The sequence below is a fragment of the Flavobacterium psychrotolerans genome, assembly GCF_003097635.1.
Taxonomy (GTDB): domain Bacteria; phylum Bacteroidota; class Bacteroidia; order Flavobacteriales; family Flavobacteriaceae; genus Flavobacterium; species Flavobacterium psychrotolerans.
On sequence record NZ_QCZI01000001.1, the window covers coordinates 122,581 to 144,716 of the forward strand.

The 22,136-nt window shown below is 33.9% G+C and carries 18 protein-coding genes; 10 read left to right on the plus strand and 8 right to left on the minus strand.

Annotated features, from left to right (window positions below; genetic code table 11):
- Positions 1-8 precede the first annotated feature (8 nt).
- From DB895_RS00535 to DB895_RS00550, 4 genes are read left to right on the plus strand one after another with little or no spacing between them, the layout of a single operon-like run.
- Positions 9-398, plus strand: coding sequence for an OB-fold protein (locus DB895_RS00535; protein ID WP_116723391.1), 390 nt, complete (start codon positions 9-11; stop codon positions 396-398).
- A 13-nt stretch (positions 399-411) separates the two neighbouring features.
- Positions 412-1,287, plus strand: a complete 876-nt coding sequence (locus DB895_RS00540) for a DUF5777 family beta-barrel protein (RefSeq protein WP_116723392.1) — start codon at positions 412-414, stop codon at positions 1,285-1,287.
- A 34-nt stretch (positions 1,288-1,321) separates the two neighbouring features.
- A complete protein-coding gene (locus DB895_RS00545; RefSeq protein WP_243694605.1) occupies positions 1,322-1,648 on the plus strand; it encodes a hypothetical protein in 327 nt (108 codons plus the stop codon).
- A 12-nt stretch (positions 1,649-1,660) separates the two neighbouring features.
- Entirely contained in the window at positions 1,661-2,206 is a 546-nt protein-coding gene (locus DB895_RS00550) for a YceI family protein (protein ID WP_116723394.1), read from the plus strand.
- Between the two features lie 413 nt (positions 2,207-2,619).
- On the opposite strand, the gene DB895_RS00555 is transcribed toward DB895_RS00550, so the two are convergent.
- Positions 2,620-3,630 (minus strand): hypothetical protein, encoded by a 1,011-nt coding sequence (locus DB895_RS00555; protein ID WP_116723395.1) that lies wholly within the window; start codon positions 3,628-3,630, stop codon positions 2,620-2,622.
- A 114-nt stretch (positions 3,631-3,744) separates the two neighbouring features.
- Between DB895_RS00555 and DB895_RS00560 the strand changes: the two genes are divergently transcribed.
- Genes DB895_RS00560 through DB895_RS00570 form a run of 3 tightly spaced genes read left to right on the plus strand, consistent with a single transcriptional unit; the run spans position 3,745 to position 7,758 of the window.
- Complete coding sequence (locus tag DB895_RS00560) at positions 3,745-4,266, plus strand: RNA polymerase sigma factor (RefSeq protein ID WP_116723396.1); 522 nt, start codon at positions 3,745-3,747, stop codon at positions 4,264-4,266.
- Between the two features lie 45 nt (positions 4,267-4,311).
- Positions 4,312-5,211, plus strand: coding sequence for a FecR family protein (locus tag DB895_RS00565; RefSeq protein WP_116723397.1), 900 nt, complete (start codon positions 4,312-4,314; stop codon positions 5,209-5,211).
- On the plus strand, positions 5,212-7,758 hold the full coding sequence (locus DB895_RS00570; protein WP_116723398.1) for a TonB-dependent receptor: 2,547 nt from the start codon (positions 5,212-5,214) through the stop codon (positions 7,756-7,758).
- Positions 7,759-7,761: 3 nt separating this feature from the next.
- Here the strand turns inward: DB895_RS00570 and argS are convergent, their stop codons facing one another.
- On the minus strand, positions 7,762-9,540 hold the full coding sequence (gene argS, locus DB895_RS00575) for an arginine--tRNA ligase (RefSeq protein ID WP_116723399.1): 1,779 nt from the start codon (positions 9,538-9,540) through the stop codon (positions 7,762-7,764).
- A gap of 335 nt (positions 9,541-9,875) precedes the next feature.
- Between argS and DB895_RS00580 the strand changes: the two genes are divergently transcribed.
- Entirely contained in the window at positions 9,876-14,489 is a 4,614-nt protein-coding gene (locus DB895_RS00580; protein WP_116723400.1) for a T9SS type B sorting domain-containing protein, read from the plus strand.
- A 135-nt stretch (positions 14,490-14,624) separates the two neighbouring features.
- Entirely contained in the window at positions 14,625-15,026 is a 402-nt protein-coding gene (locus DB895_RS00585; RefSeq protein WP_116723401.1) for a hypothetical protein, read from the plus strand.
- A 40-nt stretch (positions 15,027-15,066) separates the two neighbouring features.
- Here the strand turns inward: DB895_RS00585 and DB895_RS00590 are convergent, their stop codons facing one another.
- From DB895_RS00590 to DB895_RS00600, 3 genes are all read right to left on the minus strand, one after another.
- On the minus strand, positions 15,067-16,476 hold the full coding sequence (locus tag DB895_RS00590; protein ID WP_116723402.1) for an FAD-binding oxidoreductase: 1,410 nt from the start codon (positions 16,474-16,476) through the stop codon (positions 15,067-15,069).
- 173 nt (positions 16,477-16,649) lie between these two features.
- On the minus strand, positions 16,650-17,849 hold the full coding sequence (locus DB895_RS00595) for an MFS transporter (protein ID WP_116723403.1): 1,200 nt from the start codon (positions 17,847-17,849) through the stop codon (positions 16,650-16,652).
- A 3-nt stretch (positions 17,850-17,852) separates the two neighbouring features.
- Positions 17,853-18,764: an AEC family transporter gene (locus DB895_RS00600; protein WP_116723404.1), complete on the minus strand. Its 912-nt coding sequence runs from the start codon at positions 18,762-18,764 to the stop codon at positions 17,853-17,855.
- A gap of 140 nt (positions 18,765-18,904) precedes the next feature.
- On the opposite strand from DB895_RS00600, the gene meaB reads away from it, so the two are divergent.
- Complete coding sequence (meaB, locus tag DB895_RS00605) at positions 18,905-19,993, plus strand: methylmalonyl Co-A mutase-associated GTPase MeaB (RefSeq protein ID WP_116723405.1); 1,089 nt, start codon at positions 18,905-18,907, stop codon at positions 19,991-19,993.
- A 97-nt stretch (positions 19,994-20,090) separates the two neighbouring features.
- Here meaB and DB895_RS00610 read toward each other — a convergent pair whose 3' ends face one another.
- The 3 genes from DB895_RS00610 to DB895_RS00620 form a co-directional block, all read right to left on the minus strand.
- A complete protein-coding gene (locus DB895_RS00610; RefSeq protein ID WP_116723406.1) occupies positions 20,091-20,822 on the minus strand; it encodes a hypothetical protein in 732 nt (243 codons plus the stop codon).
- A gap of 93 nt (positions 20,823-20,915) precedes the next feature.
- On the minus strand, positions 20,916-21,146 hold the full coding sequence (locus tag DB895_RS00615) for a hypothetical protein (protein WP_116723407.1): 231 nt from the start codon (positions 21,144-21,146) through the stop codon (positions 20,916-20,918).
- A gap of 78 nt (positions 21,147-21,224) precedes the next feature.
- Positions 21,225-22,133: a prohibitin family protein gene (locus DB895_RS00620; protein ID WP_116723408.1), complete on the minus strand. Its 909-nt coding sequence runs from the start codon at positions 22,131-22,133 to the stop codon at positions 21,225-21,227.
- Positions 22,134-22,136 lie beyond the last annotated feature (3 nt).

Sequence of the window (22,136 nt, forward strand, 5' to 3'; positions counted from 1 at the left end):
AAATACAAATGAAAAAGAAACCCCTAATTATTGTTATTTCTCTTTTAGTCGTTATCCTAGTTGGACTTATAGGTTATAATTACGTAATGTTTGGTGGCGCAAGAGATTTATCAACTGAGGACGCTAATTTTACCGTTTCGTCAAAAAGTATTTCCGGTGAATTCGCAGCTAACATTGATGCCTCCAACAAAAAATATCTAGAAAAAGCGGTAGCTATAAAAGGAACCATAACTGCTGTAACTGCCTCGGAATTAACGTTAGATAACACTATTATTTGTACTTTAAATAACCCAAATACTTCTTTCAAAAAAGATCAAACCGTAACTGTAAAAGGTAGAATCGTAGGTTATGATGATTTGATGGGGGAATTAAAATTAGACCAATGTTTTTGTAATTAAAAAAATAAAATAAATGAAAATAAAAAGCTTTTTATCTTTTGTGTTTGTCTTTTTCGTTGTGGGTTATGCCTCAGCGCAAGATGACTTATTAAGCCAACTAGATGCCGTAAAATCAGACAAGAAAGAAATTGAAACTGCCGCTTTTAAAGCATTGCAAATATGCAACATGCAATCGACTAAATTACCCGTAAAAGGAGAATTTTATGTATTAATTTCTCACCGATTTGGAGATTTAGCAAAAGGATTGGACAATTTTTTTGGACTTGACCAAGCTTATACTAAAATTGGCGGAATCTATGGCGTAACAAATTGGTTCTCTTTGGGGGCTTCCAGACAAACACACGGGAAAATATATGAATTGACTGCAAAATACAAATTTGCAAATCAAGAAGCAGAAGGATTTCCAGTAACAATTGTTGGCTATAACACTATGGACATCAATAGTGAACTTAAAAAAAATGATTTAACTCCAGGTTTAAAGTTCAATAACCGCTTAGCTTATACCACACAGCTGTTAGTTTCCAGAAAATTTTCTGACTCGTTTTCATTTGAATTAGCTCCCATTTATGTTCACAAAAATTTATATGATGGCATATTAGACCAAAAAGACCTGTTATTATTAGGCTCAGGTGCGAGATATAAATTATCGAAACGATTGAGCGTGAACTTAGAATATGCTGCACGATTAAATTTACCAGAAGGCTTTACTTCTCCTTATCACAATCCGCTTTCGGCAGGATTGGATATTGAAACAGGTGGACACGTTTTTCAATTGATATTCTCTAATAGTCAACCGATGAATGACGTTACACTATTCTCTAATACAGAGGGCAGATGGGATGGTAAGAAACAACTGTATTTTGGATTTAATATGTATCGAGTTTTTTAAAAAAAAGAATATGAAAAAAATAAAAATATTTTTAATGCTTGCAAGTGCTTCATTTATGTTTTCTTGTATGTTTTCATGTGAATCAAACACGTATCAAGACATTTCAGGGGTTGTCACTAACCCTACTTATGAGAAAAACATAAAAACCGTAATTAATGCAAAATGCACAAGTTGCCACTCAGGAGGCTCCCAATTCCCTGACTTGGAGAACTACGACCAAGTACTTGAATCCACTCAAAATGGGAACCTATTATGTAAAATTAACGGAGCCTGTGGCGGTATTATGCCTCAAGATGGGAAAATGCCTCAAGCAACAATAGATATGATTCAACTTTGGGCGGATCAAGGATTCCTAAATTAAAAAAAGTAAAACATGAAAAAATTTGCAGTCTTAACAATGTGTCTTTTTGTTGGAAGCCTCACATTCTCTCAAAAAATGATGACTCGATCTGGAGAAATAAAATTTGATGCTTCCGTTCCAAATATGGTAGAGGTTGCGGGAATCAATAGTACGGTTTCTTGTATTCTTGATGAGACAACGGGTGACTTTGTTGCCTTGGCTTTGGTAAAAGCATTTAAGTTCAAAGCTCCTTTGATGGAAGAACATTTTAATGAAAATTACATGGAATCTTCTCAATTCCCTAAATCAACTTTCAAAGGAAAAATAGCGAATTTTGATGCTTCAAAATTATCTTCCTCAAAAACAGTTTATGATTTGGAAGGCGATTTGACCATCCATGGCGTTACTAAAAAAATAAAAACGAAGATTTCTCTTGCTCTAAATGCGGGAAAAGTGAATGCCATCAGCAACTTTACAGTAAAGGCACAAGATTATAAAATTGAGATCCCAAGTCTTGTAAAAGAAAAATTTGCAGAAAACATCAAGATTGCAATTAATTTTGTCCTTGAAGGAAAATAATATTATTATAGAATTAGTTATTTAAGAAACCGTCAAGAAGCAATTTTTGATGGTTTTTTTTTATAAATTGCTGTGACTTGATTAGTAAATAAATCCTAAAATACGCAACAAAACGAATAGCTTCGAATTCCTAATTGCACTCAATATATTCCTATGGATTCAATTCCATAAAATACCCAATTGTACTGATTCTTGAGAAATGCAGGCATGAAAAAAATAACGTTTATTCCATTTCTTCTAACAAAAACAACACAAGTAACCTTTTTACCTTCCTCCCATTCAAACTACTTATTTGCAGATAATATATAAGATATTTTAGATTATTGAATTGATGGGTGCGTAATTTTTTGTAATAATAACAAGATTAGATCTCAAAACCAAAAAATGATTTTGATTTTTGGGGATGATCTGAATTAGTTTTTTACAAAATACAAAAGGTGAATTTCATCACTTACATGTTTTAACTGAACACTCTTAGAGTTAAATTCTGAAACGTTCCAATCCCTATTAAATTCATTAAACATAGAACCTGCAAAATTCACCTTCAACTTTTTAGTCCCATAATCCAGAGAGCTCCAAGAACCTTTAATGGTTGTATACCCTTTTACCGCTGTGACTGAACCATCAGATGAAAAAGTAAAGTTATAGCCGTAGAATTGCGTAGTTCTATCTTCATTATTATCTAAAAAATATGAAATATGCCAGGTTCCAACCACGATAATATCAGATAATTTCATGTCAGATGGATTGCCGCACTGGACTATTGCATTTTCTATCGCACGACTCAATCCATCATTATTGGAAATAGTAGAAATCTGCCCTTCAAAATTGGTCACAGTTAGGGGATAAACTAGTCCGAAAAAATCGGTAACATTTACATTATCTAAAAGATTAAACAACTGCGAGTCACTTTGGACAGTTATAGTCTTGGCAATTTGACGATTGCTGTCATATGAATTAATAATGATTGGATAATTAAAGTCAATGCAATCTATTTCATTTATATTTTGTGCTACTCCGTAATTTTCTAAAATATATTTTAATTGCGTATCATTTAATACTACAACTTGCTGAAAATCTCTATAAATCATAGTTATCGGATAAACAAAATTTACCTTGTCATCATCAAAAACAGATTCTTCTTTAATGGCAGCAATTAAACCACAATCTGATTTTGATTTAACTGTAATTCGACGATTATCAACAACAATAGTAACCGGCAATTTTACACTACAAAAACTTGTTCCGTCTATAATATTATCATAAGCGGTTGGATATTGGGAAACTCTAGACAACAATGATGTTAATGGTGAAGTCTTGGTTAAACTATTCGTTGGATTTTGAATCACATTTTCTTCCTCTTTTTGACAAGAAAACAAGACTGCCCCTAAAAGAAAGATGAGTATAAATTGTATTTTTTTCATGACCGTAATTGGCGTTATCCATGTTATTGCAATATACAAAACAAGTTTAAGCTAAATAACCCTACACTAAATATTTTTTTTTAACTTCACACTCTGAGAAATTAACAGCTTATAATGGATAAAACCAAAATCATTGGTATTTGTAACGAAATCATTTTTTCGACCTTTTTCAAAAGCAATGTCAAGTCCGTTCGCAATTATTTGTACTTTAAATTCGGAAATGAAGAACAAGCCAATGACATGGTACAAGATGCTTTCATTAAGTTGTGGGAAAACTGTGCCGATGTTCCACAAGAAAAAGCCAAATCATTTTTATATACCGTGGCCAATAATGCTACTCTAAACCAAATTGCACACCAAAAGGTGGTTTTGAATTATGCAAAAAATAACGTTAACACAGATAAAAATAGTGTTAATCCAGAATTTATTCTTGAAGAAGAGCAATTCAAAATCAAATTAGACAAAGCAATCAGTAACTTAACCGAAGGTCAAAGAACCGCTTTTCTTCTGCATCGGATAGAAGGAAAAAAATATTTAGAAATCGCTGAAATATTGGGAATTAGTGTAAAAGCTGTTGAAAAAAGAATTCACGGCGCATTAGTTTCATTGCGAATTGAAATTGAGCAAATAAAGTAGGGTTTCTATGATGTAATCTGTTTATATCGTAAATAAAAGGATAGTATGGAAGAGAAATATGAATTAGCAAAATGGTTAGCTGGAGAAATGTCGGATGAGGAATTAATAAATTTCCAAAACACAAAAGAATACACCACCTATGCAAGAATAAAACAGTACTCAAATGAGCTAGAAGCACCTCCGTTTGATGAAAAAAAATTATACGAAAGTATTATTAAGAGACAAAATAAAAAAGGGAATGTAATTTCCATGTACAAAAATTGGGTGTTTAAAATTGCCGCGGTATTAATTATTGGACTTGGTGTTATCTTTGTAATGCAGAATTTCACTACGCAAACCCAAAGTGCCGGTAACGGAAAAAAAACTACTTTTACATTACCCGATTATTCTGAAGTTGTTTTGAACGCCGGTTCCGAAATAGAATATAAAAAATGGAATTGGGACAATAACAGAAAACTAGAGTTAAATGGAGAAGCTTATTTTAGGGTCGCAAAAGGCAAACGATTTGAAGTCGCAACCAATCTGGGAAAAGTAACTGTACTAGGAACTCAATTTAATGTTAAAGCCAGAAAAAACAGATTTGACGTGACTTGTTTTGAAGGCAGGGTAAAAGTAAATTATAAGGACAAAGAAATACTTTTGACTTACGGGCAAAGTGTAACTTTTGAAAATGAAAGGCAAATAGACTCAAAAATTGATGTTTCTAAACCTGAATGGCTAGAAAACAAAATTGCATTTAATACCGAAAATTTACAACGAATAATAGATGAAATTGAAAGGCAATATGATGTTTCAATTGAAGTAAAACCAAATTATTCAGATGAATTATTTACCGGAAAAATACCTACTGATGATTTAAATGTTGCTCTTAAAATTATTGCTACAACCTATCATTTTGAAATAAAAAAAATTGGAACAAATAAAATATATCTTGAAGGAAAATAAATGTTTTTTTTAAAACGGAATTATACATTATTGATTTGCTTTGTTTTTGCCTTGAGCGCTTTTGCCCAAGAAAGAGACAAAGCAATTCCGTTAAAAACCATTTTGCAAACCATAGAAAAAGAACACCACGTAATTTTTAATTATATCGATACTGAAATTGTTTCTTATATAATTCCACCTCCAAAAAGCACTTTGACCTTGAATGAAAAGATAAACTATCTTCAAAACAAGACCAACCTTTCCTTTGAAAACATAAACAATCAATTCATTACTGTTTTTAATAAAAGCGAGTCTGATTCAACACTAATTTGCGGGCATATTTTCTCGAGAATTGATAATTCTCCACTTGAAAATGCAAATATTCAAATCGGTAGAGGCAATACTACAGTAAGCGACAAGAAGGGCTATTTCGAATTGAAAAATGAAAATTCAAATGAAATTGTGGTAAGTTTTATTGGTTTCACAACAATTAAAATCACAATACCCAATTTACAAAATCAGGACTGTATAACCATTTATCTTGAACAAGAAATTTCTGAACTGGATGATATTACAACTAATCATTTTTTGACCTCGGGAATATCAAAAACTTTGAATGGCACATATGAAATAAAACCTAAAAAACTTGGACTATTACCCGGATTAATTGAATCGGATGTTTTGCAAACTCTACAACAAATTCCTGGAATAAATAGTGCCGATGAAAGTGTTGCGAACATCAATGTTAGAGGCGGTACCCACGACCAAAATCTGTTTTTGTGGAATGGAATAAAAATGTACCAAACCGGCCATTTTTTCGGATTAATTTCAGCTTTTAATCCTAATTTGGCTCACACAGTTTCTATATATAAAAATGGAACTTCCGCCTTTTATGGGGAAAGTGTATCGAGTGTTGTGGATATTTCATCTGACACGAGAGATTTTGAAAAGAACAGTTTTGGTGCTGGAATAAATTTGATTAATGCGGATGTTTACTCTAAATTTTATAGTAGTAAAAAAGGTTTTTTTGAAATTTCGGCCCGAAGATCCATAACTGATTTAGTTGAAACCCCTACTTACAAACAGTATTTTGATAAGGCATTTCAAAACACAACTATTTCCAACTTTTCCAACCAACAAAACGTCAATTATACAAATGATGAAAAGTTTTATTTTTCTGATGTTACAGTTAAATATTCTCAAAAAATAGGATTAAAAAATCATTTCACAGTCGATTTTATATCCATTAATGATCGCTTAAACGTTTATCAAACTAATACTATCAATTCTAACTATCAGTCGGAAAATAATACCTTATATCAAAAAAATTATGGAGGAAATCTTTCGTGGGAACGAAATTGGAATACCCAAAATACGAGCAAAATCAATACATACAGCTCTTCATATGAACTTGATGCCAAAAAAAATAAGATACAAGACAACCAAATTGTTAAACAAGAAAATAAAATATTGGATAATGGCATTAAGTTAGAAAACCACCATGTTATCAGTTCCAAATTTACTTTCAATAATGGATATCAGTTTAGCGAAATTGGTGCTTCAAATTTAGATGAAGTAAATAGTCCGTCTTTTTACAGAAGAAACAAAAGTGTTTTGAGAATCCATGCGCTCGTTCTTGAAGGAAAGTATAACGATACCATTTCTAAAGTGTCTTTGAATGCTGGAATACGTATTAACTATATTGAACAATTTAACAGGTATCTTTTTGAACCGAGATTACAATTTAATTACGGAATTTTCGAATATTTAAATTTGGAGATTTTAGGGGAATTTAAAAGCCAAAATTGTTTTCAGATTATTGATTTACAGAAAGATTATTTTGGAATAGAAAAAAGACGCTGGATATTAGCCAATAATACTACAATCCCAATTCAAAGGAGCAAACAAGCATCCATTAGTTTGACTTTTGCAAAAAATAATTGGCTGATTACTTTAGAAAATTACTATAAAAAAGTATCCGGAATAAACAGTTCCGGCCAGGGATTTCAGAATCAATTAGAATTCGAAAAAATTAACGGGGATTACGAAGTCTTTGGGACGGAAATTCTGTTGCAAAAAAAAATAGATCACTTTATTTCATGGATAAGTTACACCTATAACGACAATAATTATTATTTCCCAAACTTTATACATCCCTCATTTTCAAACAATTTCAAAATGGATCATGTGATAACTTGGGCTGGTATTTATGAAAAAGATAATCTTAAAATAGCTTTGGGATCCAAATGGTATTCGGGAAGACCAGAAACAACTCCTGTAAATGATAAAATAAATAACAGCAATCCTTCAAATCCAACTATTGAATATAATTCTCCAAACAACAAACATTTAGAGCCTTTTTTTCAAATAAATTTTTCTACAACTTACAAATGGAAAAATCAAAATGGAATTCAATACAAGTTGGGTTTCTCCATATTGAATGTATTAAATAAACAAAATGAAATTAGTGAGTATTATAGAATAAATACTGCTTCTAATTCTATCGAAGATGTAAAAACATTGGCATTGCTAAGAACTCCAAATTTAAGTTTCAGAGTAAATTTTTAAAACCTACATTCTTTCCGGAACCTCAATCCCTAATAGTTGAAACGCCGATTTAATGGTATCACTTACTTTTTTAGATAGCTGAACTCGAAATGTTTTTTTAATCAAATCTGCTTCCCCTAAAATAGAAACAGTTTGGTAAAATGAATTGTATTCTTTGACTAAGTCATAGGTATAATTTGCCAATAAAGCGGGACTATGATTTTGTGCAGCATTCTGAATTACTTCAGGGTACAATTCGATTTGTTTTATCAATTCTTTTTCTTTTTCGTGCACTTCGACTGCACTCAATGTGACATCAATATTAAAATCAACCTTTCTTAAAATCGACTGAATTCTTGCATAGGTATATTGAATGAAAGGCCCCGTATTTCCTGCAAAATCTACTGATTCTTCCGGATTAAAGAGGATTCTTTTTTTAGGATCCACTTTCAAAATATAATATTTCAATGCCCCTAACCCGATGACCTTGTACAATTTTTCTTTTTCCTCCTTAGAATATTCTTCCAGTTTACCTAATTCTTCTGCTAATTGTTGTGCCGTTTTAGTCATGTCCTCCATCAAATCATCCGCATCAACAACGGTTCCTTCACGAGATTTCATTTTACCGGAAGGCAAATCGACCATGCCGTAGGATAAATGAAATAGATTTTTAGACCAATCAAAGCCAAGCTTTTTCAATATTAAAAACAAAACTTTAAAATGGTAATCTTGTTCATTTCCTACCGTGTAAACCATCCCCCCAACATCAGGAAAATCCTTGACACGTTGAATGGCGGTTCCAATGTCTTGTGTCATGTAAACGGCAGTTCCGTCAGAGCGAAGTACAATTTTTCGATCCAAACCATCCTCCGTTAAATCAATCCAAACTGAACCGTCTGGATCTTTTTCAAAAACGCCTTTTTCCAGACCAATTTGCACTACGTCTTTTCCCAATAAATAAGTATTGCTCTCGTAATAATAAGTGTCAAAATCGACTCCAAGATTTCTATAAGTGATTTCAAATCCATCATAAACCCATTGGTTCATCGTTTTCCAGAGTTGCACCACTTTTTCATCTCCCGCTTCCCAATCTAAAAGCATTTTTTGGGCTTCGAGAATAATTGGAGCTTGTTTTTTGGCTTCCTCTTCTGTTTTCCCTTCAATAACTAATTGATTGATTTCTTCTTTATAGGCTTTATCAAAAGCAACATAATATTTCCCAACCAATTTATCCCCTTTTAAACCAGAGCTTTGCGGAGTTTCTCCGTTTCCAAATTTTTGCCAAGCGAGCATCGACTTACAAATATGAATTCCTCTATCATTAATGATTTGGGTCTTGTATACTTTTTTACCGGAAGCTTTTATAATTTCGGCAACGGAATACCCTAAAAGATTGTTGCGAACATGTCCTAAATGCAACGGTTTGTTTGTGTTGGGCGAAGAATATTCAACCATTACCGCTTTATCATTTGGATTGGGAATTACAAAACCAAATTGGGCATCATCTTTAATTTCATTGAAAAAACTCAAATAATAACTGTCCGAAATTACAATATTCAAAAATCCGGAAACTACATTGAAACTTTTAACTTGCTCAACGTTTTCGACTAAAAAGCTTCCAATTTTATTTCCTAATTCCAGTGGATTGCTTTTGATTTGTTTCAGAAGCGGAAATAGTACCATGGTAATATCTCCTTCAAATTCCTTACGGGTAGTTTGATATTCAATTCTTTCGATTGAAACATCAAATAGTACACGTATTGCATTTTTTATTTGCGGGGTAAGAATTTGAGAAAGAGACATAGAATTATAGATTTTAAGTCTGCAAATATAGGCATATCTATTGCATTTTAAAAATGGAAATATTTTTGAATAATTACAGAACGCTAAAAGCATTTAACAATAACTTATTATATTAATCTAACAAGTTTGATATATTTGTCAAATATAAATGTATAACCTTTTGAACCACTATAATATTGAATATGAATTCCTTGCAAGAAAATGTTTTTTTTGTAAGAATTTTACATATTTAAGTGCATAGAAGCGCATTTCTTCGATTTAATTTGCATTTAATCGATGTTTTTTTGTACATTGTTTTATTAAAGGATATCATATTATGATAATATTAAATTTTAATGAAAAAATTATCACTCTTACTAGCCTTTTCAATAGCAGTAAATTGTTTTTCGCAGGCCATAACAGTAAATACTAGTACGTATTCTGTCCCTCAATTAGTGAATACCGTATTGATTAATTCATTATGTGCTTCAGCAACAAATATTACATCTAAAACAGGCACTAATTTTGGCTCATCAAATGGTATTGGGTATTTCCAGAATACTAATCCAAATTTTCCGATTAAAAACGGTGTAATTTTGAGTACCGGTAATGCACAAAATGCCGTTGGACCTAATTTTACAGCGTTGAATGACGGCGCTAATAATTGGCCTGGAGATTCCGCTTTAGAAAATACCATGACACAAGCAGGAATTACGATGAATTCCATTAATGCAACCGTTTTAGAATTTGATTTTACACCTATTTCTCCTTCTTTTAGCTTTCAATTCCTTTTTGCTTCTGAAGAATATGGAAATTTCCAATGCCAGTTTTCTGATGCTTTTGCTTTCTTGCTAACCAACACCGCCACAGGCGTAACAACAAACTTAGCCATAGTTCCAAATACTACTACACCAATATCTGTTACAACAATTAGAGATTATTTGTATAATTCTAAATGCCCTTCTGCAAATGCCCAATATTTTGGAAGTTACAATGGCGCTTCTGCTGCTGCTGGTTCTGCAACAAATTTTAATGGCCAAACCAAATTATTAAATGCATCTGCCACTTTAGTTCCTAATACGCCTTACCATATTAAACTGGTTATTGCCGATCGTACAGATTCTGGATCTGATTCTGCTATATTTATAGCTTCAGACACTTTCAACATTGGACAAAATGTTTTGGGCTTAGACCTAACTGTTGCTGACAATACGGCCATTTGTTTTGGCACTTCCCATATTTTATCCTCTGGTTTAAATCCTGCGGATTATACTTTAAGTTGGAAAAAAGATGGTGTTCCTAAAGGAAATGGTGCAAACCTAACCATTAGCCAACCCGGAAATTATTCGATTACCTATCAAAATAAAATAAATGGTTGCCCCCCGGAAACCGACTTCTTGAAGGTTGAGTATTTCCCAATGATTGTTACAAAAAACCCAATTAATTTATCAAAATGTGACATAGGATCTCCCACCTATTTATATGATTTGTCATTGAATACACCAATAGTAAAAACCGGTTTAGATCCACTAACAGTGATTAACTACTACGCTTCAATTCCCGATGCAAATGCTGGAATAAACGTTTTACCAACCAATTATACCAGCGCTCCGGGACAAACTGTTTATGTTAGAATTAACAATAGTGCGAATTCTTGTTTTACAGTAAAATCTTTCAAGTTATTGACTTCCCCTGCTCCAATTGCCAATAAACCACCAGACATAACTCAATGCGCTATAAAAGCAGGGACAAATACGAGTCAAATTCAACCCTCTAAACAAAATCCATTCATTTTAAATGGTCAATCAGCAACTTCAAACATCATAACTTATTACACCTCAATATCCGATGCCAATACAAATACAAATCCATTAGGGAATGTTTATACCGGTATTGATGGTACTATAATATATGCCAGAATTGAAAATTCAACTGATACAAGTTGCTTTAGTACAACTAGCTTCAAATTGATTGTAAATCCATTACCCGAAGTCGATAAATTACTGGATGTGGAAGCCTGTGATAAATATTTGTTGATGCCGTTAGTTAATGGAAATTATTCTACAAAAGATATTGAAACAGGAAACGTATTTTTAGCCGGAGATGCTGTTCTTGAAACAACAACTATGCAAATAATTAACCAACCCGACGGTCCTTTGGGTTGTGCCGCCAAAAGCACGTTTAAAATCACTATAATTGACGCTGAAAAATTAACCCCAAAAAGCAGCACACATTGTGAAAATTATACTTTACCCGCCTTAGAAGTTGGTAAATATTTTACTTTACCCGGAGGAAAAGGTACTGAAATAAAAAAAGGCACCGTGATTACCACTACAACAACTATCAATTTTTATTACAAAGCTAAAGAAGAACCATTTTGTGAGATTGACGAACCTTTTACAGTTACTATAATCCCAATTGAAAATGTAGGCATCCATCCTAACGTATTTGATTGCACTTCATATCGACTTCCTCCATTGACTGCAGGTAATTATTACACTCAGGATAACGGAGGTGGCTCAATGTTAGCCCCTGGAACCGTCATTACAACTTCGCAGACCGTTTATGTTTACAATACCAACGCTTCCGATCCTCTTAATATTTGTGTTTCAAAAACTTCTTTTGAAATTTTTATAGGAATAAATACCCCCCCAGATATTTCACAGTGTGAAGGGTATCCTTTACCTGATTTACCTATTGGTAATTACTATACTTTGCCCTCAGGTGCCGGAACTTTAATTCCATTTGGAACCATAATAAATGATACACAAACCATATATATCTATGTCCCAAATGGAAACGTACCCAATTGTACTGACACGATACACTTTGTAGTACAAATTGCACAACCACAAATTGATGTGCTAAATGATATTACTGCATGTGACAATTACACCTTGCCTTTGCTAGCAAAAGGAGCATACTACACGGAGACTAATGGTGCAGGAACATTGTTAAAGGCGGGAGACATAATTACATCAAGTCAAACCATATATATTTTCAAACGTTCTATTGATTGTAACAATGAATCCAGTTTTAAAGTCACTATTAACAAAAGTCCATTAATAGATTCCAGAGCTCTAGTTGAAAGTTGCAATAATTATGTACTTACGCCTTTGACCGTTGGTGATTATTATACTGGTCCAGGAGGATCTGGCACAAAACTTTCTTCCGGAACTGTTATTAATACATCACAAAAGATATATATTTATGCCGTTTCGAAAATCTCGGCAAATTGTACCAGTGAGAACAGTTTTGATATTATTTTATATTCTATTGAAGCCGATCAGCCCGCAGATGTTTCTGCTTGTGACAGTTATACATTACCTGCTTTAAAAGTCGGAAATTATTATGACCAACCCGGAGATTATTCATCAGGTGATGTCATACGCAGTGGTACAGCAGGTATAATGCATGCTGGGGATGTAATAACAACCACAAAAACGTTGTATATATATACCGAATCGGGAGAGAGAATCAATTGTACAGACGAAAACAGTTTTGTTATAACCATTAATAAATCACCTATAATAGGCGCAGTTTCCGATGTTAATGTTTGTAATTCATACACATTGCCCAAACTGGCATTAGGAGACTATTACACCCAAACTGGTGGAGCTGGAACTCTGTTGAAGGAAGGAGATATCATTACATCAACCCAAACGCTTTATGTGTATGCCCAAACAGCAACAACTCCTAATTGTACAGATGAAAAAAGTTTTAAAGTAACCATATTCAACGTAGATGAACTACCAGATATAACTATTTGCGAAGGTTACACATTACCCCAACTGAAAATTGGAAATTATTATACAGGGTCAAACGGAACGGGAACCATTTTAAATTCTGGAGAAGTGGTAAAAAGCTTCCAAACCATATACATTTATTCATTATCCCCATTTAGTCCAACATGTAATGATCAAAGTGATTTTGTTGTTACCATTGTAGACACTCCAATTGCCTTTCCAGTGCCAAGTAACTTGACAACTGTTTGTGATTATGACGGTACCAATGACGGAATTACTATTTTTAATTTGACTCCACTTAGTTCAACTATTTTAGGAAGTCAGACTTCCGCTGAATTTACAATTCAATATTATGCCAAACAAGCCGATGCTATAGCGCAAATCAACCCAATTGTTTCAACCGACTTGAAAACAATTTTTGTACGAGTAAGCAACACATTAACTCCAAATTGTTTTGATATAAAAAGTATTGCCATAACTGTAAAAAAACTTCCCGTGCCAAATCCAAAAGGAGGAATCATTTGTTATGACAGTAAAACTAGCACATTATTAAATCCATATATTATTCCCAGTGGTTTGAGTGCTGTTGACTATACCTTTAAATGGCTCAATGAAACCGGAGTTATAATGGGAACCAATGATACATATAATGCCATTTTACCCGGAACATATACTTTAATTGCAACTGACAATCAATTAGGGTGTGTATCAGATCCTATTTCCGTTGAAGTATCCCCTTCTGAACCGGCCGTAATTGGCTATTCATCATCCGATTATTTTTTAGAAAACCAAATGATAGTAGTAGAAGCTAATGGCGTTGGAGGATTTTATGAATACCAATTGGATTCCGGTGTTTTTCAAGACAGTCCCGTTTTTCAAAACGTTCCATCAGGAACTCATACAATAACCGTTAGAGATAAAAATGGCTGTGGGAATTCTGTAACAGAAGCTTTGATTGTAAATTACCCTAAATTCTTTACCCCTAATGGCGATGGTTACAATGACACTTGGAACATTTATGACTTAAAGGAGGATATGGATGCTACCATATATATATTTGACCGTTACGGAAAATTGTTAAGTCAAATAAAACCATCCGGGCATGGTTGGGACGGAAGTTATAACAATCAAAACATGCCTTCCAGTGACTATTGGTTCACTATAAACTATTTGAAGTTTGGAGTTTTGAAAGAATTCAAATCGCATTTTTCAATGAAACGATAATGATGATTTACATGAATTTTAATAAAAAACAAACTTGCCTCAATCAATTTTAAAATTTTGGGTTAATTAAAAAAGACAAATACTAATTTTGCAATGTCAGATTTCCAAAAAAATTAATAACACTATCACATCAAAATGCCAAACAATAGTATCTATTCCACATTTTTCAGCCGAGTTAAAGCCAGTATTGAAGATGGCACTTTCGCCAAATTAACTTTAGCGAAAACTATCGGCAACCCTGATTTGAAGAATATTTATGTACGTACTGCAATGCTCGAAGAAGAACTTGGCCTAGCAATAACCTTCCGTTTTCAGACTGAAGAAGTGGTGGAAAGCTATAGTATTGATGAAGCAATCAGAATATTAATCCCTTATATCAATAATCCATTTTTTTCTGTTTTACTGTTTACGACCGATGCTGATGTCACGTTGAAACTCAATAAAAAAAGAGTCGCCAGCATTGTGGAGCAATCCCCAACTTTCAAAAATGCAGATTCTCTATTGATCGAACTCGCCAAAAAATTAGAACAAAATTAAGTTCAAATCCAACGTTTAAAAAGCAATTCCTAAATGAATCCTATTTATTGTCAGGGAAAATTTTCCCTGGATTTAAAATTCCGTTAGGATCAAAAATAGTCTTTATCCCTTTCATGAGTTGCAAATGGGTTTCGCTAAAGGCAATATCCATAAAGTTTTTTTGAACGTAGCCAATGCCGTGTTCTCCGGACAAAGTTCCTTTTAAGGCAACAGTCAATTCAAAAATTTCCCGAATTCCTTTTGGCACTTCGGTTTTCCAATTTTCATCAGACATGGTATCTTTTATGATGTTTACATGCAAATTACCATCACCAGCATGACCGTAGCAAATAGATTTAAAACCGTATTTATTTCCTATTCCTTTTATTCCATTAAGCAATATTGGTAGCTCAAACCGAGGAACAACAGTATCTTCTTCCTTGTAAATTGAATTTGCTTTTACGGCTTCGGCAACACTGCGACGCATTTTCCAAAGTGCATTTTTCTGGTCTTCAGTATCGGCAAACAGAACTTCATCTATTTGAAATTGTTCGACAACAGCCATTATTTTTTCAGCTTCCGCAAAAAGGATTTCTGGGTAATTGCCATCTACTTCGATCAATAAATGAGCTTGAATTTCGTCTTTGACAGTTACATTGAGATTTGGAACAAATTTTAATGTCCAATCTATGGCATCGCGCTCCATAAATTCTAAAGCACTCGGAACAATTCCTGCTCTAAAAATAGCTGAAACGGCTTCGCATGCTTCGTTAGCATTGTAAAACGGAACGAGCATCAAGACATTATGTGTGTTTTGAGGCAACAATTTCATTACAATTTTTGTGATGATTCCAAGCGTACCTTCACTACCCACCATTAATTGGGTTAAATTGTATCCTGTAGAATTTTTTAAGGTATTTGCTCCTGTCCAAATAATTTCTCCATTGGCTAAAACTACTTCTAGGTTTAAAACATAGTCTTTAGTAACTCCGTATTTTACGGCTCTTGCTCCACCCGAATTTTCGGCAACGTTCCCTCCTATCCAACAACTGCCTTGACTGCTTGGATCTGGTGGGTAGAACAGCTTTTTCTCGGCAACGGCTTCCCTTAAAACTTGGGTGATAACAGCGGGTTCTACAATAACTTGAAGGTTTTTCTCATCAATATTCAAAATTTTATTGAAACGTTCCATAGAAAGTCCAATTCCTTGGTGAATACTTAATGCGCCTCCACTCAAACCCGTTCTGGCTCCTATTGCCGTTACTGGGATTTTATGCTCATTAGCCACTTTTAGTATTGCAGAAATTTCTTCTGGCGTTCCTGGTTTTATCACTACCGATGGGGGAAAAACATAATCTTCGGTTTCGTCATGGCCGTAATGATTTCTAGTTTCTTCGTCGGTAAAAAGGTAAGCGCTACCAACAATTCTATCGAGTTGTTGCAATATTTCGGCTGTAATTGGAGTGTTCATGAAAGTTGCATTTGTGGCGTGAAAGTAGTTGTTTTTTTAAATATTTACAAATGCAAAAGGCATTTCTTATTTAGCCCTGATAGAGGTGATATCCCTCGCTTCTTTGCGAGGATAAAGCCGAAAGCAGGAAAATGATTTCTAAAAAGGCCCGAGTATTTCGCTCCTGATTTCGATTATTTTTTCTTTAAATTGGGCAAAAAGAAGGCAATAATTCCTATTAAGGGCAAATAAGCACAGAGATAATAAACATAAATGATACTGGTGTGATCGGCCAGATTTCCTAATAAAGCAGAGCCTAAACCGCCCATCCCGAAAGCGAATCCGTAGAAAAGTCCAGAAACCATTCCGAGTTTTTTAGGTAATAATTCTTGTGCATAAACCAAGATGGCTGGAAATGCTGAAGAAATGATGATTCCGATGAGGACAGATAGGAATCCTGTCCAAAATAAATCGACAAATGGCAATAGCAAAGTGAATGGAGCAACGCCTAAAACAGAGAACCAAATAACATATTTCCGTCCGAATTTATCACCAATAGGTCCTCCAATTAAAGTTCCGATAGCGCAAGAAGCTAAGAATAATACTAAATGAAACTGAGCATCCTGAACCGATAAATGAAATTTTTCGATGAGATAAAAGGTAAAATAACTCGACATGCTAGCCATGTAAAAGAATTTGGAAAATATCAATACTAATAAGATTCCAACCGAAACATTGATTTTTATTTGGGATAAATTAGGCAAATCAATCACTGCTTTTTTAGAAGTACGAAGACTCAAGTGATTTTGATACCAAAATGCAATTCGGCTCAGGACTATTAACCCGACAAATGCTACTATGGCAAACCAAATGATATAGTGTTGCGAGTTGGGCACTACGATTAATGCTACTAATAATGGGCCAATGGCCGTTCCTGCATTTCCACCCAATTGAAAAATAGATTGCGCCAAACCTCTTTTTCCGCCGGAAGCCAAGAATGAAATTCGGGACGCTTCAGGATGAAAAATGGAAGAACCAATTCCTACAAGGATTACCGAAAATACTATTGTGTAAAAACTTGAAGCATACGATAAAAAAACGATACCTGCCAAGGTAAAACACATGCCGAAAATTTGAGAGAAAGGTTTGGGTCTTGTATCTGTATACAATCCTACGAGGGGTTGCAAGATGGAAGCTGCCAATTGATAGGAAAGCGTTATTAATCCTATTTGGGTGAAATTCAAATGAAAATTTTCTTTTAGAATGGGATAGGATGCGGGAATTACTGCCTGCAATAAATCGTTAATTAAATGGGCAAAAGCAATAGAAAACAGAATAGGGAAAACTGTTTTTGAGGCTAAATTTCCCGCTGAAGTAGTATCTGAAGTGCTCATAGTCTAAAAAGTAGTTAAAATCCAATACCAAAATCCCAATGTAATAAATGATAAAGGAATCCCTATCCCAATCATCATACTACTTAATTTGGGCTTCAGTCCATAATTTGAAGCCAAGATAGCCCCTGCAATCATGGATGGCATTGCAGATTCCATAACCGAAACATCAATAGCCAAGCCTTTACCGTGAAGCAGCACTTTATATAAAAGATAAAAAATGGCAGGAGTAATTATTAACTTGAAAAACAAACCCAATCCCAAAAATCCCCAGTGCTTGCTTTTTCTGTCAATACTTAATTGTAATCCTACTGAAACCAATGCAATTGGCGTGATGGTATTCCCTAATTTTTGAAACACAGATTGCAATTCCGTTGAAAAATCCATTTGAATCGCATTCATGATACAGGCAAGTACGAAAGCAATAAAAGGCGGAAAAAGTAGAATTTTAGAGAATATATAACCAAAATCCGGTTTCCCTCTTGAAAAAAAAGAGGCCGTAATAATTCCAAAAGTGGACAATACAACAAATGATCCCGGTTGGTCAACAATAATTGCGGTCCTCAAACCCTCTTCTCCATATAAGGCTTGAATGATTGGAAATCCAACAAAGGAAGTGTTTCCTAATCCGGCAGTGAGTATCAGACAACCTATAAGTTTATTAGACCAACCGAACCTTTTTCCGATGAAATAGAAAAAAATAAACGACAGAAAAAATCCCAACCATGCCACTCCTAAAGGAAACAATAAACTGCTGTTAATTGCTATTTTGGGAATATAAAACAGGGCTAAAGCGGGCAAGGCCACATAGATAATGAATTGATTCAGGGCTATGTATCCGTTTTTGGGAAAAGCACTAACGTATTTCAATCCAAACCCAATAAGCAAACAAAGGAGTAATAAAACAATATTGTCCATTTATTTTTATTGATTTTGTGCAAAGGAACGTCAAAAAAATGAATCCACAGGTTAAGGAACAAGAAAGCTAAAATTAAAATTTATAAGAAGTCCTTTAAGCGGAACTACTATTTTTAGTAATTTTACAAAAATGAAATTCCTTGGATTCAAAAAACAAAATCGCCTCGACACTTCACGAAAAAGCAGGAATTTCTCCACCAGAAATTCTTAGTACAAACGTTGTGGCTCAAATTCAGCAATTTAGAAAAAAGCAACCCACTTCAAAAGAATTGGTGGAGGGGATTTTAGACAAAAATATTACTGCATTAAGTCGTGCGATTACTTTGGTAGAAAGTACGAATACTAACCATTTAGAAAAAGCAAACGAAGTTATTAATGCTTGTTTGCCTCATGCCAACAAATCAGTCCGAATAGGAATCACAGGAGTTCCTGGAGTTGGAAAAAGTACTTTTATTGAGGCCTTTGGAAAATACTTGACTGGTCTAGGAAAAAAAGTAGCCGTATTGGCTGTCGATCCGAGTAGTACCATTAGTCACGGAAGCATTTTGGGAGACAAAACCCGAATGGAAGAATTGGTAAAAGACAAAAATGCCTATATCCGCCCATCCGCTTCGGGAGAAACGTTAGGTGGAGTGGCCCGAAAAACTCGGGAAACCATTACGCTTTGTGAAGCCGCAGGGTTTGACACCATAATTATAGAAACCGTTGGCGTTGGTCAGAGCGAAACGGCTGTACACAGTATGGTCGATTTCTTTTTGTTACTAAAAATTTCGGGTGCTGGCGATGAGTTGCAAGGCATAAAACGGGGCATTATGGAAATGGCGGATGCTATTGTAATTAACAAAGCCGATGGCGATAATATTAGAAAAGCCAATTTAGCCAAAACCGAATTTAACCGGGCATTGCATTTATTTCCCGCTAAAAAATCGGGTTGGATCCCTACAACTGCTACCTGTAGCGCTATTACCCACGACGGAATTCCTGAAGTTTGGGAAACGATTTCTAAATTTCTGGAACAGACAAAAGGGAATCTGTATTTCTTTGAAAAACGCAAGGAGCAAAACCAGTACTGGATGTTGGAAACCATCAACGAACAACTAAAACTGCATTTTTTCAATCATCCGGAAATCCAGAAATTATTGGACGAAAACAAAAAAGCAGTGCAAAATGATGAAATTTCACCTTTTGCAGCTGCTCAAATTTTGTTGAAAACCTATTTTAAAAAATAAAAATATATAATGCGTTTCTTTATAAAAAATTACAAAATATCTATCAGAACATTCAGGATTTTATGACGGATTGATGATAAGAAATTATAATTACTTATCATTTTTCTCCTAAATGGGAAATAAATTTTTTCATATCAAATGATTTGCTTTTTTCATATGAATCATACATATATACTTCTTTACTCCTTAGGATTGATTCTCTCTTGTTTTTTAAAATATACATTGAGTTAACGTGATTTGGAATATTTGAATTTAGAAAAATCTCATATTTTGGTATTAAATCATAGCATTTACCATTTGAATGAAATAATGAATTAGATGGATGTGTATTCATATTAAATATCCCCACATAGATAATAGATGTTTTTTCATCATTAGTCAAATCAAATATATCACTATCAATTTGGGAAATTAAATCATCGAACGGAAAAATATTATGTGCTGAAAATGAAATTTGTTTAAATTTTTCAGAAGCAATTTTTGTAGATTCTTTAATATGTTCAGGATATCTTGTCTTGTAGAAAGCATTGGCATAAAAAAGAAATGATTCATAATTGATAATTTTCAAAAGACGTCCTTTTGACTTACATAGTTCATGTAATTTAATTAGATCGTGTGAATTTTTCAGAAGTTTATCTTCATTATTTGAAAATTGGATTCCCTTTTTTTTAAGCTCCATACAAATAAATTTATATGAAAGTTCTAAACTCATTCCCATTAAGTAATGTGCCATACGATTAAAAGAACCACAAGTAAAAGCAATATATCTAGCTGTAACATAGTTCTCGAACCTCAACATTGTAAATAATTCACTTGTATCTTTATCCATATCTACTACTTTAAGTTTTCTATAACAAAAAAGCAGTACAAAATGATGAAATTTCACCTTTTACAGCTGCTCAAATTTTATTAAAAACTTATTTTACTCTTTCTCGTAACGTTCCATTTCCCGGTCATAAAAGGCATTGGCAAGCTCGATCAAACCTTCCATTTCGGCATTTAATTCGCCTTCATCTAGGTCTTCGGCTTCTTCCATAAACTCGACCTCATCGTCTTTTAGGTTGATGATAAATCGAGGATAATCCAAGTGAATGATGAAAATATCTTCCGGAAAGTCCGTGTTGTCGCCTAGTAAAAATTTTGGTAATTCCATATTATGTTGATTTGATTATTTGCTGATTCGGTTATTTTTTCATTAAAATTAACGAATAACCGAATTTACTTATTTAATTTATTTGTCTGACAGAATAATCGGTGCATTCCCTTTGCTGTTCATAAAAATAATTTTAGTATTTGGGGAAGTCGCAATTTCTTTCTGTGCTTTTATTTGTTCGTATTGCAATTGTTTATCGGTTAATCCTAAAGATATAATCCGTTGGTAATCGGCAATACCCTGTGCCTCTACCCTTTTTCGTTCCGCTTCCTGTTTTTCTTTCTGCAATACAAAAGTCATTTTTTGGGCATCTTGCTCGGCATTAATTTTACTTTCGATTGACGCTTTTACAGAAGCTGGAAGATTGATGTTTCGGATTAACAATTGCTCCAAAATTAATCCTCGAGTCTTAAAATCGGCTTCAATCGTTTTGAAAATACGCTGTTGAAATTCGTTTCTTTTGGTAGAATACAATGCCACGGCATCATAATAAACGGCGTTGTCACGAATACGGGTTCGGGTTACGGGACGCACAATTTTATCGGTATAATTTACCCCAATTTGTTTAAAGATCTTTGGTGCATCATTGGGAGTAATCCGGTATAAAACAGTTAAATCAATAACTACTTCCAGCCCGTCATTAGACAAAACACGAATGGCGTCGTCCCCTTCCTGAACTCCTTCTCCGTGAATGGCTGACATGGTATAGTTTTGTGTTTGAATATCAAAATCCGTTACGTCCAAAAGCGGATTGATTAAATGCAAACCACTTTCCAATACGTCGGATTGAACACTTCCGTAAAGCGATTGCACGCCCACTTTCCCAGCGTCTATTTGCTTGAACATTGAAGAGAAAATCCCTATAGCAATTACCAATAGCGCAATAAACTTTACTGTGTTGGCATATGGAGTAAACGGATTCGCATTGTGTTTTAATGAAAAACTGACAATTAGTAAAATAACTCCAAGAATAATGAATAGTATCATTTT